General features: G+C 58.9%; 12 protein-coding genes. 11 read left to right on the top strand and 1 reads right to left on the bottom strand.

Features of this window, described 5'->3' with window-relative positions:
* Window positions 1-105: 105 nt before the first annotated feature.
* Window positions 106-1,068, bottom strand: coding sequence for a serine O-acetyltransferase EpsC (gene epsC / locus ACRER8_RS21340; RefSeq protein ID WP_431748178.1), 963 nt, complete (start codon window positions 1,066-1,068; stop codon window positions 106-108).
* Window positions 1,069-1,267: 199 nt separating this feature from the next.
* Here epsC and ACRER8_RS21345 point away from each other — a divergent pair, with 199 nt between their 5' ends.
* The 11 genes from ACRER8_RS21345 to ACRER8_RS21395 all read left to right on the top strand — a co-directional run bounded on the left by ACRER8_RS21345 (window position 1,268) and on the right by ACRER8_RS21395 (window position 13,101).
* Window positions 1,268-2,284, top strand: coding sequence for a D-cysteine desulfhydrase (locus ACRER8_RS21345; RefSeq protein WP_431748179.1), 1,017 nt, complete (start codon window positions 1,268-1,270; stop codon window positions 2,282-2,284).
* 275 nt (window positions 2,285-2,559) lie between these two features.
* Window positions 2,560-3,357: a cystine ABC transporter substrate-binding protein gene (gene tcyJ / locus ACRER8_RS21350; RefSeq protein ID WP_431748180.1), complete on the top strand. Its 798-nt coding sequence runs from the start codon at window positions 2,560-2,562 to the stop codon at window positions 3,355-3,357.
* Window positions 3,354-4,022, top strand: a complete 669-nt coding sequence (gene tcyL, locus ACRER8_RS21355) for a cystine ABC transporter permease (RefSeq protein ID WP_110949395.1) — start codon at window positions 3,354-3,356, stop codon at window positions 4,020-4,022. Before tcyJ ends, tcyL begins: the two co-directional genes overlap by 4 nt.
* A 3-nt stretch (window positions 4,023-4,025) precedes the next feature.
* Complete coding sequence (gene tcyN / locus ACRER8_RS21360) at window positions 4,026-4,769, top strand: L-cystine ABC transporter ATP-binding protein TcyN (RefSeq protein ID WP_431748181.1); 744 nt, start codon at window positions 4,026-4,028, stop codon at window positions 4,767-4,769.
* Window positions 4,770-5,336: 567 nt separating this feature from the next.
* Window positions 5,337-6,071: a hypothetical protein gene (locus ACRER8_RS21365; protein ID WP_431748182.1), complete on the top strand. Its 735-nt coding sequence runs from the start codon at window positions 5,337-5,339 to the stop codon at window positions 6,069-6,071.
* 509 nt (window positions 6,072-6,580) lie between these two features.
* Window positions 6,581-7,822: an SfnB family sulfur acquisition oxidoreductase gene (locus ACRER8_RS21370; RefSeq protein ID WP_431748183.1), complete on the top strand. Its 1,242-nt coding sequence runs from the start codon at window positions 6,581-6,583 to the stop codon at window positions 7,820-7,822.
* Between the two features lie 38 nt (window positions 7,823-7,860).
* Window positions 7,861-9,060 (top strand): SfnB family sulfur acquisition oxidoreductase, encoded by a 1,200-nt coding sequence (locus ACRER8_RS21375; RefSeq protein WP_431748230.1) that lies wholly within the window; start codon window positions 7,861-7,863, stop codon window positions 9,058-9,060.
* Window positions 9,060-10,445 carry an LLM class flavin-dependent oxidoreductase gene (locus ACRER8_RS21380; RefSeq protein ID WP_431748184.1) on the top strand — a complete coding sequence of 462 codons (1,386 nt, stop codon included), beginning with the start codon at window positions 9,060-9,062 and terminating at the stop codon, window positions 10,443-10,445. The genes ACRER8_RS21375 and ACRER8_RS21380 overlap by 1 nt, the downstream gene beginning before the upstream one ends.
* 97 nt (window positions 10,446-10,542) lie before the next feature.
* A complete protein-coding gene (locus ACRER8_RS21385) occupies window positions 10,543-11,337 on the top strand; it encodes a MetQ/NlpA family ABC transporter substrate-binding protein (protein ID WP_431748185.1) in 795 nt (264 codons plus the stop codon).
* Window positions 11,338-11,339: 2 nt separating this feature from the next.
* Window positions 11,340-12,467, top strand: a complete 1,128-nt coding sequence (locus ACRER8_RS21390; protein WP_431748186.1) for a methionine ABC transporter ATP-binding protein — start codon at window positions 11,340-11,342, stop codon at window positions 12,465-12,467.
* Window positions 12,457-13,101 (top strand): methionine ABC transporter permease, encoded by a 645-nt coding sequence (locus tag ACRER8_RS21395; protein ID WP_299611118.1) that lies wholly within the window; start codon window positions 12,457-12,459, stop codon window positions 13,099-13,101. The genes ACRER8_RS21390 and ACRER8_RS21395 overlap by 11 nt, the downstream gene beginning before the upstream one ends.
* The last annotated feature ends 544 nt before the right edge of the window (window positions 13,102-13,645 follow it).

A 13,645-nucleotide genomic window follows, 5' to 3' on the forward strand; every position in this document is an offset into this window, starting at 1 on the left:
CCGGCAAGCCGTGCGGCTACAGAATCGGTGTTTGCAGAAAAGAGTTCGCGCATTGATCCGAAAACTGGCTTGGCGCGCCAAAGCGGACTCCGGACCCGATCAATCTTACTTCTGCGTCCCGTCATCATGCTGCAGGTTCGCCTGGTTCACGTTGCTGTCCGCGGGCACGCTACGGGTCAGCCAGACGTTGCCGCCAATGGTCGAGCCCCTGCCGATGGTGATACGGCCAAGAATCGTCGCACCTGCGTAGATCACCACGTCATCCTCGACAATCGGGTGGCGTGCATGGCCTTTTTGCAGATGGCCGTCTTCGTCTGCAGGGAAACGTTTCGCACCCAGCGTCACCGCCTGGTAGATCCGCACGCGCTCGCCGATGATCGCTGTTTCGCCGATGACCACGCCGGTTCCATGATCGATGAAGAAGCTCAGGCCAATCTGCGCACCGGGGTGGATGTCGATACCCGTGGCAGAATGCGCCAGCTCGGAACTGATTCGCGCCAGCAGCGGCAGCCCATTGTTGTACAGATGGTGGGCCAGGCGATGATGAATCACCGCGAGAATCCCCGGGTAGCACAGCAGCACTTCATCGACACTGCGCGCCGCCGGGTCGCCCTGATAAGCCGCCAATACGTCGGTATCGAGGACGCGCCGGATATTGGGCAGTGCGCTGGCAAAATCCTGAATCAGCCGTTCGGCGTGCACATCGGCACAGCTGGCATCCTCTCCGCGCTGGCGGGCGACGTAACGCAATTCAAGCCGCGCCTGATCCAGCAGCGAATTCAAGGCAACGTCGAGGGTATGGCCGACGTAAAAGTCTTCGCTCTCTTCGCGCAGATCTACCGGCCCCAGGCGCATGGGGAACAGCGCACCGCTCAGAGCCTCGAGAATGTCGCGCATAGCCTCGCGGGAAGGCAACTCGCGGCCGCCTTTCTCACCGCTGACACGACCGTTACGGGTGCGCCACTCATCACGCGCGGCGCGCAACTCACCCACGATCCGCTGCAACTGCCAGTGGCCGGTCAATCCCTCGGCACATTCTTTCGGGGACAGTTCGGGAATAGTGCTCACGCAGATTTCTCCTCAGTTCAACGGCTCGTCAGGCTGGACATGGCCGAAGGTCAAGCCACTCTACGGCAAACATTTGTCGCAAAAAAATAACAATTTTCGTGAGGCTATAACCCGACTCGCTCGGTAAATCCTTCAGTTGCCCTGTCGGAATCGTCTGCCTATAGTCCAGCGACTCACTTGCGGATGTATCGATACGACCATGATCAAACAACAGCTCGAACGTTTTGACCGCCTGGAACTGCTGGGCGCGCCAACGCCGCTGGAGAAACTCGAACGTCTCTCGGCCTGGGTCGGGCGCGATATTTATGTCAAACGCGACGACATTACCCCGCTGGCCATGGGCGGCAACAAACTGCGCAAGCTCGAATATCTGGCGGCGGATGCGCTGGCCCAAGGAGCCGACACGCTAATCACCGCAGGCGCGATCCAGTCCAATCACGTCCGCCAGACTGCCGCGCTGGCCGCCAGGCTGGGGTTGGGCTGCGTCGCGCTGCTGGAAAACCCGATCGGCACCGACGACCGCAATTACCTGGGCAACGGCAACCGTCTGCTGCTGGATCTGTTCGACGCCCAGGTCGAGCTGGTGGAAAACCTCGACAACGCGGATGAGCAGCTTCAGGCCTTGGCCGGACGCTTGAGCGTGAGCGGCAAGAAGCCGTATCTGGTGCCGATCGGTGGTTCCAGCCCCATCGGTGCGCTGGGTTATGTACGTGCGGGTTTCGAGCTGGCAGAGCAGATTCACCAGAGTGGCGTGCAATTCGCGGCCGTCGCGCTGGCGTCCGGCAGTGCGGGCACTCACAGCGGTCTCGCGTTGGCCTTGGCGGAAGCACTGCCACAGCTGCCGGTGATTGGCGTGACCGTATCGCGCCCGGAAGAAACTCAGGGGCCAAAGGTTCAGGGCTTGGCCGAACGCACGGCTGAGCTGCTCGGTGAGCCAATGCCCGCAGCGTTCAAGGTGGAGCTGTGGGACGAATATTACGGCCCGCGCTATGGCGAACCGAACGCAGGCACCTTGTCGGCGATCAAACTGGTCGCAAGTCAGGAAGGATTGCTGCTGGACCCTGTGTACACCGGCAAGGCCATGGCAGGATTGCTGGACGGGATCGGTCGGCAGCGCGTGGACGACGGCCCGATCATCTTCCTGCACACCGGCGGCGCTCCGGCGTTGTTCGCGTATCCAGATGTTTTTCGGGGCAGTGATTCGCGTGGGGCTTAACAACGACGGATCGGACTGGCCACGTTTATCAGGCACGATGCACTACTTGTAGGAGACGCCGGAGGTTACGACGGCAGAATGCGCGGTGTCAGTTGCAGATCAGTCGGCTGACACACCGCGCTCGCCAGCAACCCGGCTCCTACCGTTTGGACGCCCGCCGGCAGCCACACTAATACCTGGCAGCGCACTGAAAAAGCTGGATAAAGCTGCGACGCCACAGTAGTTTCGTCAGGTCTGAAGCTTGCCTGACATACCAATTAGAACAGGGGACTCACATGAACATGTCTGCAATCCGCCGCACTTTCCTGCTGTCGGCATTCAGTCTGGTGCTCGGCACCGGCCTGGTAACCCACGCCGTCGCTGGCGAGCAACTGGAAACCATCAAAAAGAATGGCACCCTTAACGTCGGCCTGGAAGGCACCTACCCGCCCTTCAGCTTCGTCGGCGAAGACGGCAAGCTGACCGGTTTCGAGGTCGAGTTCTCGGAAGCCCTGGCCAAGGAGCTGGGCGTGAAGGTCAAGCTGACTGCAACCCCATGGGCAGGCATCCTCGCAGCACTGGAATCCAAGCGTCTGGACGTAGTCGTCAATCAGGTGACCATCTCCGACGAACGCAAGAAGAAATACGACTTCTCTGAACCGTACACCGTCTCTGGCATTCAGGCCCTCGTGCAGACCAAAGACGCTGGCGTGATCAAGACCGCTGACGATCTCAAAGGCAAGAAGGTCGGCGTCGGCCTGGGTACCAATTACGAAGAATGGCTGAAAACCAACGTGCCTGACGCCATCGTCAAAACCTACGACGATGATCCGACCAAGTACCAGGATCTGCGCGTAGGTCGCATCGATGCCATTCTGGTCGACCGTCTCGCCGCGCTGGAACTGGTGGCCAAGACCAAGGACAAGCTGGTCGTTTCCGGCGAACCCTTCTCCCGCCAGGAAGCCGGTATCGCACTGCGCAAAGGCGAGCCTGAGCTGCTGGACGCGATCAACAAAGCCATCGACAAGCTGCGCGCCGACGGAACCCTGGCCAAGCTGTCCGAGAAGTACTTCAAGGCTGACGTGACCAAATGATTCCAGAGAGCCTACAGCTCGCGCTGGACTCCGCGCCCTTTCTGCTCAAGGGCGCGTATTACACGGTGGGTCTGAGTCTCGGATCGATGTTCTTCGGATTGGTGCTGGGCTTCGGCCTGGCACTGATGCGGCTGTCGAAGGTCTGGATCGTCAGCGCCATCGCCAGGGTCTACGTGTCGTTCTTTCGCGGCACGCCCCTGCTGGTTCAGCTGTTCATGATCTATTACGGCCTGCCTGACCTGGGCATCGAACTGGATGCGATCACGGCGGCGCTCATCGGTTTATCGCTGAACATGGCCGCCTACGCCTGCGAGATCCTGCGCGCCGCCATAGGCGCGGTGGACAGGGGCCAGTGGGAAGCCGCTGCCAGTATCGGCATGACCCGCGCCCAAACCATGCGCCGGGCGATCCTGCCGCAAGCTGCGCGCACCGCTCTGCCACCCTTGGGCAACAGCTTCATTTCGCTGGTAAAAGACACGGCCATGGCCGCCACCATTCAGGTGCCGGAAGTATTCCGTCAGGCGCAGCTTATTTCGTCGAGGACGCTGGAAGTCTTCACCATGTATTTCACCGTCGCGGTGATCTACTGGGTGCTGTGTACCGTGCTGGCACACTTTCAGAACCGCCTGGAAGCACGCGCCAACCGCCACGATGTGGAGTCCTGAGGCATGATCACAGTTGAAAGACTGACCAAGCAATTCAAGGGCAACGAAGTCCTCAAAGGCATTGATCTCAAGGTCGAGCCAGGCGAAGTGGTCGCCATCATCGGCCCCAGCGGGTCCGGCAAGACCACCCTTCTGCGCTGCCTGAACTTTCTTGAAGAACCCAGCAGCGGCACCATCGTCGTCGGCGACATCAGGATCGATGGCAGCCAACCCCTGAGTCAGCAACAAGGCCTGATTCGCCAACTGCGTCAGCACGTTGGTTTTGTGTTCCAGAACTTCAACCTGTTCCCCCATCGCACAGCGCTGGAAAACGTCATCGAAGGTCCGATCGTGGTCAAGAAGATGCCTCGCGAACAGGCGATCGACCTGGGACGCGAGCTTCTGGCCAAGGTCGGCCTTGCAGGCAAGGAGGACGCTTATCCGCGTCGGCTGTCCGGTGGACAGCAGCAGCGGGTCGCGATCGCCAGAGCCTTGGCGATGGAGCCGGAAGTCATTCTGTTCGATGAACCGACCTCGGCACTAGACCCTGAGCTGGTCGGCGAAGTGTTGAACACCATTCGCGCACTGGCCGAAGAACAGCGCACGATGGTCATCGTCACCCACGAAATGAAATTCGCCCGGGATGTGGCCAATCGCGTGGTGTTCATCGATAAAGGCGTGATCGTGGAACAGGGCGATGCCAAAGAGCTGTTCGCCAATCCCAAGGAGGAACGCACGCGGCAATTTCTGGAGCGTAGCAGGAACTAGTCCTACAACGTGCGTATGACCAAACGGCGCTCTTTGGCGCCGTTTTCTTTGCGTCCAACATTTGGAAAACCTTGGATCAAGCGAAACTCTCTCTAATGCCGCCTGCGTCAAGGCGCGCTTCTTATCGATTTTCTCTATAAAACGCACAAGCGCTTACGTCAGATGACTGCTTCGTACATTGACTTCGAATCTTCCTACAAATAACTCAAAAACCGTTTTTTAAGGAATTTCGTCCTACATGTCATCGAATACTTATTACTTACAAGTAGGACGCTGCGCCCGCTCTGGGATCTACGTACTAAACCATTGCGTAGGAACCATCTGTTTATCTTGCACACAGACACTTAACTCTTTTGAGTGATTGACAGATATGCAGCAACACAATTAGCTCAGTTAAACAACTCCATACTTCAATGACGAAATGGCAAGTCCGAATTTGGGACCGTTTGTATGGTTTGCCAACACTGCACATCGAGCGTGTACTAACGGCATCGATTTAAAGAGTGCGTGCGTTGGTGAATGTCTTCGCATGCCTTATCTCAAGCCCAACATTCTGTGAGAACCAAGATGATCCATACCCCTGTCAGCCGTATGCCTCTAAAGCTTTTCGCGCCCTATTTGCCGCAGTCCAACAGACAGGGCATCGGCGCGTTGGCAGCCAGTAACTTGTTAGTGCATATCGATCCTTACCCGGAGATGGAATGCGGAGACTTGATTGAACTGTTCTGGGGAGACTGTTATGTCGCGTCAACACTTTTATCGGAGTCCGACATTGGATATACATCTGTCCTACATATACCCGAGAGCTTTCTACAAAGCGGCAAGGTCAAGACCTACTATCGCGTAACGAAAATCGGCACTGAATCCGTCAGATCACCTAGCTGTAAGTTATGGGTCAAACTGGAGACCCCCGGCGGTCAATTGGTCAGCGCAGACGGAGAAGAAAATCAGGGCCTGGCTCCAGTGAAATTTCCTGAGTTGGTAATGAGCCGAGGGTTGAGCGCCCAGCAACTCAAAGACGGCGTCCATGTCACGATAGAGGCCTATCCGCACATGGAGGCGTACGACGAAATTACCTTGCGCTGGGGGGATATCCGGATGGATCTTCCGGCGTTGACCGAACAGCAGGTCGGCAAAGCCATCAAGATTCACGTGCCGGCGACGCTGATCCGGGAGGCCGGGGATGACCTGCATCAGGAGGTGACCTATTGCGTCATCGATCGAGTCGGCAACAATTCACTGTGGGCGCCGGCGCGGTCCATCAAGGTCAGCACCGACGTGATTCCGGAGTCTGAACTCTGATATTTGCCCACACCCCTGAAGCACCATCGCTATGCTGGAAACTCCGGCTGCGATGGTGTCTTTGCCGGCTTGCTTTACGCAAACGTGAACGTGTTTGCAGATCCAAGACTCACGAGACAAGTCCTACAACCTCAATAAAACCTTCCTACAACCCACCTCGGGGATGAACTCATTGCCACTGCTAGCCTGCATGAAAACTCTTACGAGACGTTCGTTATGCGCTGCAGACATATCGTCAAGTACCTCACCCTCCTGTTCGTCTTCAGCTCTTGCGTCGTATGGACAGGCCATCTGAAAGGTGACCACAGCCCCCCGCTCACCTTCTATGCTTATTCCTAAATGCAAGTTTATTTAATTTTTATAAACGCTTAGGGTATATGCACCGGACCACCGGACCCCGCAAGACTTCCTGCTGCCAATGCGGCTTTGAATCGAGGTTCGAATGGTCACGTACACAATTACCCCAGTGCAAAACGCCAGGGCATTGCGCGTAAGGATCGGTCGCCACCATGACTGATCTGAGCGCACTTTCTGTCCAGCACTCCCTGGACATTGCTCCCCCTCTGTTGCCCGCCAAAGTGCTGCGCAACGACGCCGAAGCGATTGCCGCCGCCCACGAGCTGGCAGCCCTTGTCCGGACCACTGCTGCCACGCGTGATCGCGAGCGGCAGTTGCCATGGACAGAAATTGAGTTGTTCACACGCAGCGGCCTGGGCAGTATTTGCGTGCCCCAAGCTTACGGTGGACCTCAGGTATCGTTCGTCACTGTCGCTCAGGTGTTTGCCATTTTGTCCGCGGCAGATCCGGCAGTAGGGCAGATCCCGCAGAATCATTTCGGGATTCTCAATTCACTGGTTGGCAGCGCCAGCGAAGCGCAGAAAAAGGCGCTGTTCGACAGTATTCTCAACGGCGCACGCATCGGCAACGGCGGCCCGGAACGTGGCACCAAGAACACTCTCGACGTAAAGACCCGTCTGACCGCCGACGGCGATCAATTTTTGCTCAATGGCCGCAAGTTCTACTCGACCGGCGCGCTGTTCGCCCACTGGGTTGCCGTCAAGGCGATCAATGACGACGGCAAACAGGTGCTGGTCTTCGTGCCGCGCGGTACGCGGGGGCTGCACATCATCGACGACTGGTCCGGCTTCGGCCAGCGCACCACCGCCAGCGGCAGCGTGTTACTTGAGAATGTGCGGGTCAGCGGCGATCTGGTCATCGAAAACTGGAAGCTCGCCCTGGCGCCAAGCATCCAGGGTGCGGTTTCCCAACTGATTCAAGCGGCCATCGATGCCGGTATTGCCCGCGAAGCCATCGACGAAACCATCCGTTTCGTCCGGGAGCGCTCGCGTCCGTGGATTGAAGCCAACGTCGAGCGCGCCAGCGATGATCTGTACGTGATCGCCGATATCGGCAAGCTGAAACTGGAGCTGCATGCAGCCGAAGCGCTGCTGAACAAGGCCGGTCGCGTGCTGGATGAAATCGCTGCCTCGCCCATCGACGCGCAGTCCGCGGCCCGGGCTTCTATCGTGGTCGCCGAAGCCAAGGTACTGACGACCGAGATTGCCCTGCAGGCCAGCGAAAAGCTGTTCGAGCTGTCGGGCAGCCGGTCGACGCTGGCCGAATTCAATCTTGATCGCCACTGGCGCAACGCCCGCGTCCACACCTTGCACGACCCGGTGCGCTGGAAGATTCACGCCGTCGGTGCCTGGAACCTCAACGGCACCCTGCCTGCCCGTCATTCCTGGATCTGAACCAGACAACTGGAAGCACACATATGAGCCTTCAATTCTTGCCGCGTGATACGCAGGCGGCAGTCGCGATCATCAAAGATGACGCCCAGGCGCTGCAAATCGCCCATGCACTGGCCGACACCTTCAAAGAGCAAAGCGCCGTGCGTGATCGCGAACGCCGCCTGCCGCATCTTGAACTGGAACAGTTTTCCCGCTCGGGGCTGTGGGGCATCAGCGTGCCAAAAGCCTTCGGCGGCGCAGGTGTTTCCAGCGTCACCCTGGCCGAAGTCCTCCGCATCATTTCGGCCGCCGATGGTTCGCTGGGGCAGATTCCACAGAACCATTTCTACGCCCTCGAAGTGCTGCGCGTGAACGGCAGCCCGGAGCAGCAGAAGCGTCTGTATGCCGAAGTGCTCGCAGGGCAGCGCTTCGGTAATGCGCTGGCCGAACTTGGGACCAAGACCGCCCACGATCGCGCCACGCGCCTGAGCCGTGATGGTGAGGGCTGGCGCATCAACGGCCGCAAGTTCTACTCCACCGGCGCGCTCTACGCGCAGCGCATTCCGACGTCGGTGATCGATGACGACGGCATCCAACAATTGGCGTACGTCCCGGCCAATGCAGCCGGCTTGAACGTGATCGATGACTGGAGCGGTTTCGGTCAGCGCACTACCGGCAGCGGTTCGGTGGTATTCGATAACGTCTACGTCGGAGATGAAGACGTGGTGCCGTTCCAGACGGCGTTCGAGCGCCCGACCACAGTCGGCCCACTGGCGCAGATTCTCCATGCCGCCATCGACACCGGCATCGCCCGGGCGGCTTATGAAGACGCCTTGCACTTCGTGCGCACCCGCACCCGCCCCTGGATCGATTCAGGGATTGAAAAGGCCGTGGACGACCCATTGACCCTGCACAGCTTTGGCAAACTCGGCATCCGCCTGCACGCCGCAGAAGCCTTGCTCGAACGGTCCGGCCAATACCTGGATCGCGCCCAAGCTGAAACCACAACCGAGAACCTCGCACAGGCCTCGATTGCAGTGGCCGAAGCCCGCGCCATCAGCACCGAAATTTCTCTGGCGGCCAGCAGCACGCTGTTCGAGCTGGCCGGCTCCCAAGCGACGCTGGCCGAGCACGGTCTGGATCGTCACTGGCGCAATGCGCGAGTCCACACCCTGCATGATCCGGTGCGCTGGAAGTACCACGCGATCGGCAACTTTTATCTCAACGAGGTCAATCCTCCACGCCGGGGGACGATCTGATGAGCAAGAAAAAGATCCTGCTCAACGCGTTCAACATGAACTGCATCGGGCACATCAACCATGGTTTCTGGACGCATCCCAGGGACACCTCGACCCAATACAAGACCATCGAGTACTGGACCAACCTGGCGCAATTGCTTGAGCGCGGGCTGTTCGACGGCTTGTTCATCGCCGATATCGTCGGTGTGTATGACGTGTATCAGAAGTCGGTTGACGTGCCGCTGAAGGAGTCGATTCAGCTGCCGGTCAATGATCCGCTGCTACTGGTTTCAGCCATGGCGGCGGTCACCAGCAACCTCGGTTTCGGCCTGACCGCCAACCTTACTTATGAAACGCCGTATCTGTTTGCCCGGCGCATGTCGACGCTGGATCACCTGACCCGCGGGCGTGTGGGCTGGAATATCGTCACCGGTTATCTGGACAGCGCCGCCAAGGCGATGGGGCTCAAGGAGCAGATCGAGCACGACCGCCGTTACGACCAGGCCGACGAATACCTGGAGGTGTTGTACAAACTCTGGGAAGGCAGTTGGGAAGACGACGCGGTGATTGACGATCGTCAGGCGCGCATCTACGCACGACCGGAAAAGGTGCACTACGTGCGCCATCACGGCGAGTTCTATCAGGTCGAGGGTTATCACCTGTGCGAACCGTCGCCGCAGCGTACACCGGTACTGTTTCAGGCTGGCAGCTCCGATCGCGGTTTGCAGTTCGCGGGCAGCAATGCCGAGTGCGTGTTCATCAGCGCGCAGAACAAATCCGCGACCCGAGAGCAGGTGGACAAGGCGCGCGCCAGCGCCGTGACGGCCGGTCGCAACCCGGACGACATCAAGGTGTTCATGGGCCTCAACGTTATCGTCGGAGCGACTGAAGAGGTCGCGCGTGCCAAGCATGCGGAGTATCTGAAGTACGCCAGCGCCGAAGCCGGACTCGCGCACTTTGCCGCTTCTACCGGTATCGACTTCGCCGACTACGAGTTGGACGAACCTATCCAGCACGTTAAAGGCAATGCCATTCAATCGGCGACCAAGATCCTCAAGAACAACGACTGGACCCGGCAGAAACTGCTGGACCAGCACGCGCTGGGCGGTCGCTACATCAACGTGATCGGCTCGCCCGAGCAGGTCGCCGACGAGCTGGAATCCTGGATCGCAGAGACGGGGCTGGATGGCTTCAACCTGACTCGCATCGTTACGCCCGAGAGCTATGAGGACTTCATCGACCTGGTGATTCCGGAATTGCAACGGCGCGGCTCATACAAGACTGCTTACGAGCACGGCACGTTGCGCGAGAAGTCGTTCACCGAGGGGGATGCGCGGTTGCCGCAGCGACATGCGGGGGCAGCCTTTCGCAAAGCAAACAGGGCGGACGACACGCCACCGATTTAGCGAGACGCGCCGAAACGGTAGGAATGAGCTTGCTCACGCAAGCGGCCTTGCAGGCGCCTGAAAAACTAAAACTTGAACACTGACCCGGACACAAACAATGAGCAAAACACTTCTGACCCTGGCCCTTTCCCTCGGCCTGTTCACCGGTTTCACCCAAGCCGCCGATCAGCCGCTCAAGGTCGGCACCACAGCCGCCTTCGCCATTCCGCTGGAGGCCGCAGTGGCCGAGGCCGACAAGCAAGGCCTGAAAGTCGAGCTGGTGGAATTCACCGACTGGATCGCGCCGAACGTCAGCCTCAATGCCGGCGACATCGACGTGAACTACTTCCAGCACATCCCGTTCCTGGAAAACGCCAAAGCCGCGTCGGGCTTCGACTTGGTGCCTTACGCGCCAGGCATTATCAACAACGTCGGCCTGTATTCCAGGAAGTACAAAAGCTTCGATGAGCTGCCAACCGGCGCCACCGTGGCCATCGCCAACGACCCGATCAATAGCGGCCGCGGTCTGCAGCTGCTGGCCAAGGCCGGTCTGATCACTCTCAAACCCGGCGTCGGCTACAAGGCCACCGAAGACGACATCACCGCCAACCCGAAGAAGATCAAGCTGATTCAGGTCGAAGCGGTGCAACTGGTCCGCGCCTATGACGACGCCGACCTGGTTCAGGGCTACCCGGCCTATATCCGTCTGGCGAAGACCTTCGATGCCGGCTCGGCAATTCTGTTCGACGGTCTGGATCACCCGGAATACGTCATCCAGTTCGTGATCAAGCCTGACCACAAGGATGACCCGCGTCTGGCCAAATTCATCGACATCTACCAACACTCGCCTGTCGTGCGCGCCTCGCTGGATAAAGTGAATGGCTCGCTGTACCAGGTCGGCTGGAAGGACTGAACATGAACGCCACCGCCCAACGCTCCCTGCCACTGGAAGAGCACAATCCGCATTCCGCCACACAGGCGCGCCTGCACCCGGAGAAAGCCAACGCTCATGTGCGTTTCAGCCAGTTGGGTAAGGTTTATGAAGGTCAGCAAGGGCCGGTTGCGGCCCTGCAAGGCATTGACCTGGATATCCAGCGTGGCGAGGTGTTCGGCATCATCGGCCGCAGCGGGGCGGGCAAATCGTCGCTGATCCGCACCATTAACCGGCTGGAGCAACCCAGCAGCGGCCGAGTACTGATCGATCAGGTCGACATCGCTGCGTTCAACGAAGACAAGCTGGTGGAACTGCGCCGACGGATCGGCATGATTTTTCAGCACTTCAATCTAATGTCGGCCAAAACCGTCTGGAAGAATGTCGAGTTGCCGCTCAAAGTGGCCGGCGTCCCCAAGGAGCAACGCCAGCGCAAGGTCGCCGAGCTGCTGGAGCTGGTCGGGCTGCAAGACAAGCACAACGCCTATCCGGCGCAGTTATCTGGCGGACAGAAGCAGCGCGTCGGCATTGCCCGCGCCCTGGTGCATGACCCGGAAATTCTGCTGTGCGACGAAGCCACTTCGGCGCTCGATCCGGAAACCACGCAGTCGATTCTCGGCCTGTTGCACGAGATCAATCAGCGCCTGGGTCTGACGATCGTCCTCATCACCCACGAAATGGCTGTCATCCGGGAAATCTGTGACCGGGTGGTGGTCCTGGAACGCGGTCAGATCGTGGAACAAGGCCCGGTGTGGCAGGTATTCGGCGATCCGCAACATGACGTAAGCAAGACCCTGCTGGCGCCCCTGCAACACGCACTGCCGGAAGACTTGCAAGCTCGCCTGCAAGCACAGCCATCGGACAAGAATGCCAGTGTCGTGCTCGATCTGCAGTTCACCGGCAGCGACGGCAACGAGCCTGATCTGTCGGCGCTGTTCAGTGCACTTGGCGGTCGCGTCAGCCTGTTGCATGGCGGCGTGGAACGCATTCAGGGGCGAGCGCTGGGGCATCTGCTCCTCGCCATCAGCCACTCGCCGTTGTCAGTTGAGGAACTGCTCATCCGCGCACGCAAACAGGCGCAACACGCAAAGGTACTGGGTTATGTGGCTTGATCGTTTGTGGCAAGGCGTTATCGACACCTTCCTGATGGTGGGCGTGTCGTCGCTAATCGCGCTGATCCTGGGTATCCCGCTGGCGGTCATTCTGGTCACCAGTGGCAAGGGCGGGATTTTCGAAGCGCCGAACGTCAATCGGGTACTGGGGGCGTTCGTGAACATCTTTCGCTCGGTGCCGTTTCTGATCCTGATGGTCGCGCTGATCCCCTTCACGCGCCTGATCGTCGGCACTACTTACGGTGTCTGGGCGGCGGTCGTGCCGCTGACCATCGCCGCCACACCCTTCTTCGCGCGCATCGCCGAAGTCAGCCTGCGCGAAGTCGACCACGGCCTGATCGAAGCCGCGCAGGCCATGGGTTGCCGACGCTGGCACATCGTCTGGCACGTCCTGCTGCCCGAAGCGCTGCCCGGTATCGTCGGCGGCTTCACCATCACCCTGGTGACCATGATCAACTCCTCGGCGATGGCCGGTGCGATCGGCGCGGGCGGCCTGGGCGACATCGCCTATCGCTATGGTTATCAGCGCTTCGATACGCAAGTGATGCTGACGGTGATCGTGTTGTTGGTGGTGCTGGTGGCGGTGATTCAGCTGGGCGGGGATCGGCTGGCGGTGCGCTTGAATAAGCGGTGAGTGGGTAGGACTCTTCTATATAGTAAGAGCGAACCGTCCTGTTCTTCCCACCGGAAGTTTTTCTAGAGTGAAATTCGTTAGCCTTCAGATTCACTATGTTTTTAACGGTTTGGAGGCTGACAGATGAGGGAACAACACCTAATGGAAGCGGTGTTCGATGGCGTGCATGAATTAAAAAGGACAGGAATAGATTTAGGTCCTCGTGGCCAAATAGCATTCAGTCTGCAAAATTCGATGATGACGTCACGCCCAGGAATGTTGATCCTTCCATCACAGTCCTGAACGTCTGGTTCAATCGGACATGAAGTGATCACCGGCATCCGTACCAACCCTTTAGTACCTGATACTACGTTTGAAACACTCTGGAACTGCACGAAAGCGCACTATGGCCTGACTGCAGCGACGTTCTTAACCGCAGCTGCGGGAATCCCTATCAGCAAGACAGCAGTAGGAGCATGGGTCCACGCTGGCTCCAGCAGAACGACCAATGTCGCCAGTCTGGTCGGTATGCGCTTTTTTCCGCGCACACTTATCAGGCAACCCA

The sequence above is a fragment of the Pseudomonas sp. genome, from assembly GCF_050739935.1.
In the GTDB taxonomy this organism is placed as follows: Bacteria; Pseudomonadota; Gammaproteobacteria; order Pseudomonadales; family Pseudomonadaceae; genus Aquipseudomonas.

Bases quoted from the DNA above. Each gene is read 5' to 3' on its own strand.
- ACRER8_RS21345 (WP_431748179.1), top strand. From the start codon at position 1,268: ATGATCAAACAACAGCTCGAACGTTTTGACCGCCTGGAACTGCTGGGC.
- tcyJ (WP_431748180.1), top strand. From the start codon at position 2,560: ATGAACATGTCTGCAATCCGCCGCACTTTCCTGCTGTCGGCATTCAGT.
- tcyL (WP_110949395.1), top strand. From the start codon at position 3,354: ATGATTCCAGAGAGCCTACAGCTCGCGCTGGACTCCGCGCCCTTTCTG.
- tcyN (WP_431748181.1), top strand. From the start codon at position 4,026: ATGATCACAGTTGAAAGACTGACCAAGCAATTCAAGGGCAACGAAGTC.
- ACRER8_RS21365 (WP_431748182.1), top strand. From the start codon at position 5,337: ATGATCCATACCCCTGTCAGCCGTATGCCTCTAAAGCTTTTCGCGCCC.
- ACRER8_RS21370 (WP_431748183.1), top strand. From the start codon at position 6,581: ATGACTGATCTGAGCGCACTTTCTGTCCAGCACTCCCTGGACATTGCT.
- ACRER8_RS21380 (WP_431748184.1), top strand. From the start codon at position 9,060: ATGAGCAAGAAAAAGATCCTGCTCAACGCGTTCAACATGAACTGCATC.
- ACRER8_RS21385 (WP_431748185.1), top strand. From the start codon at position 10,543: ATGAGCAAAACACTTCTGACCCTGGCCCTTTCCCTCGGCCTGTTCACC.
- ACRER8_RS21390 (WP_431748186.1), top strand. From the start codon at position 11,340: ATGAACGCCACCGCCCAACGCTCCCTGCCACTGGAAGAGCACAATCCG.
- ACRER8_RS21395 (WP_299611118.1), top strand. From the start codon at position 12,457: ATGTGGCTTGATCGTTTGTGGCAAGGCGTTATCGACACCTTCCTGATG.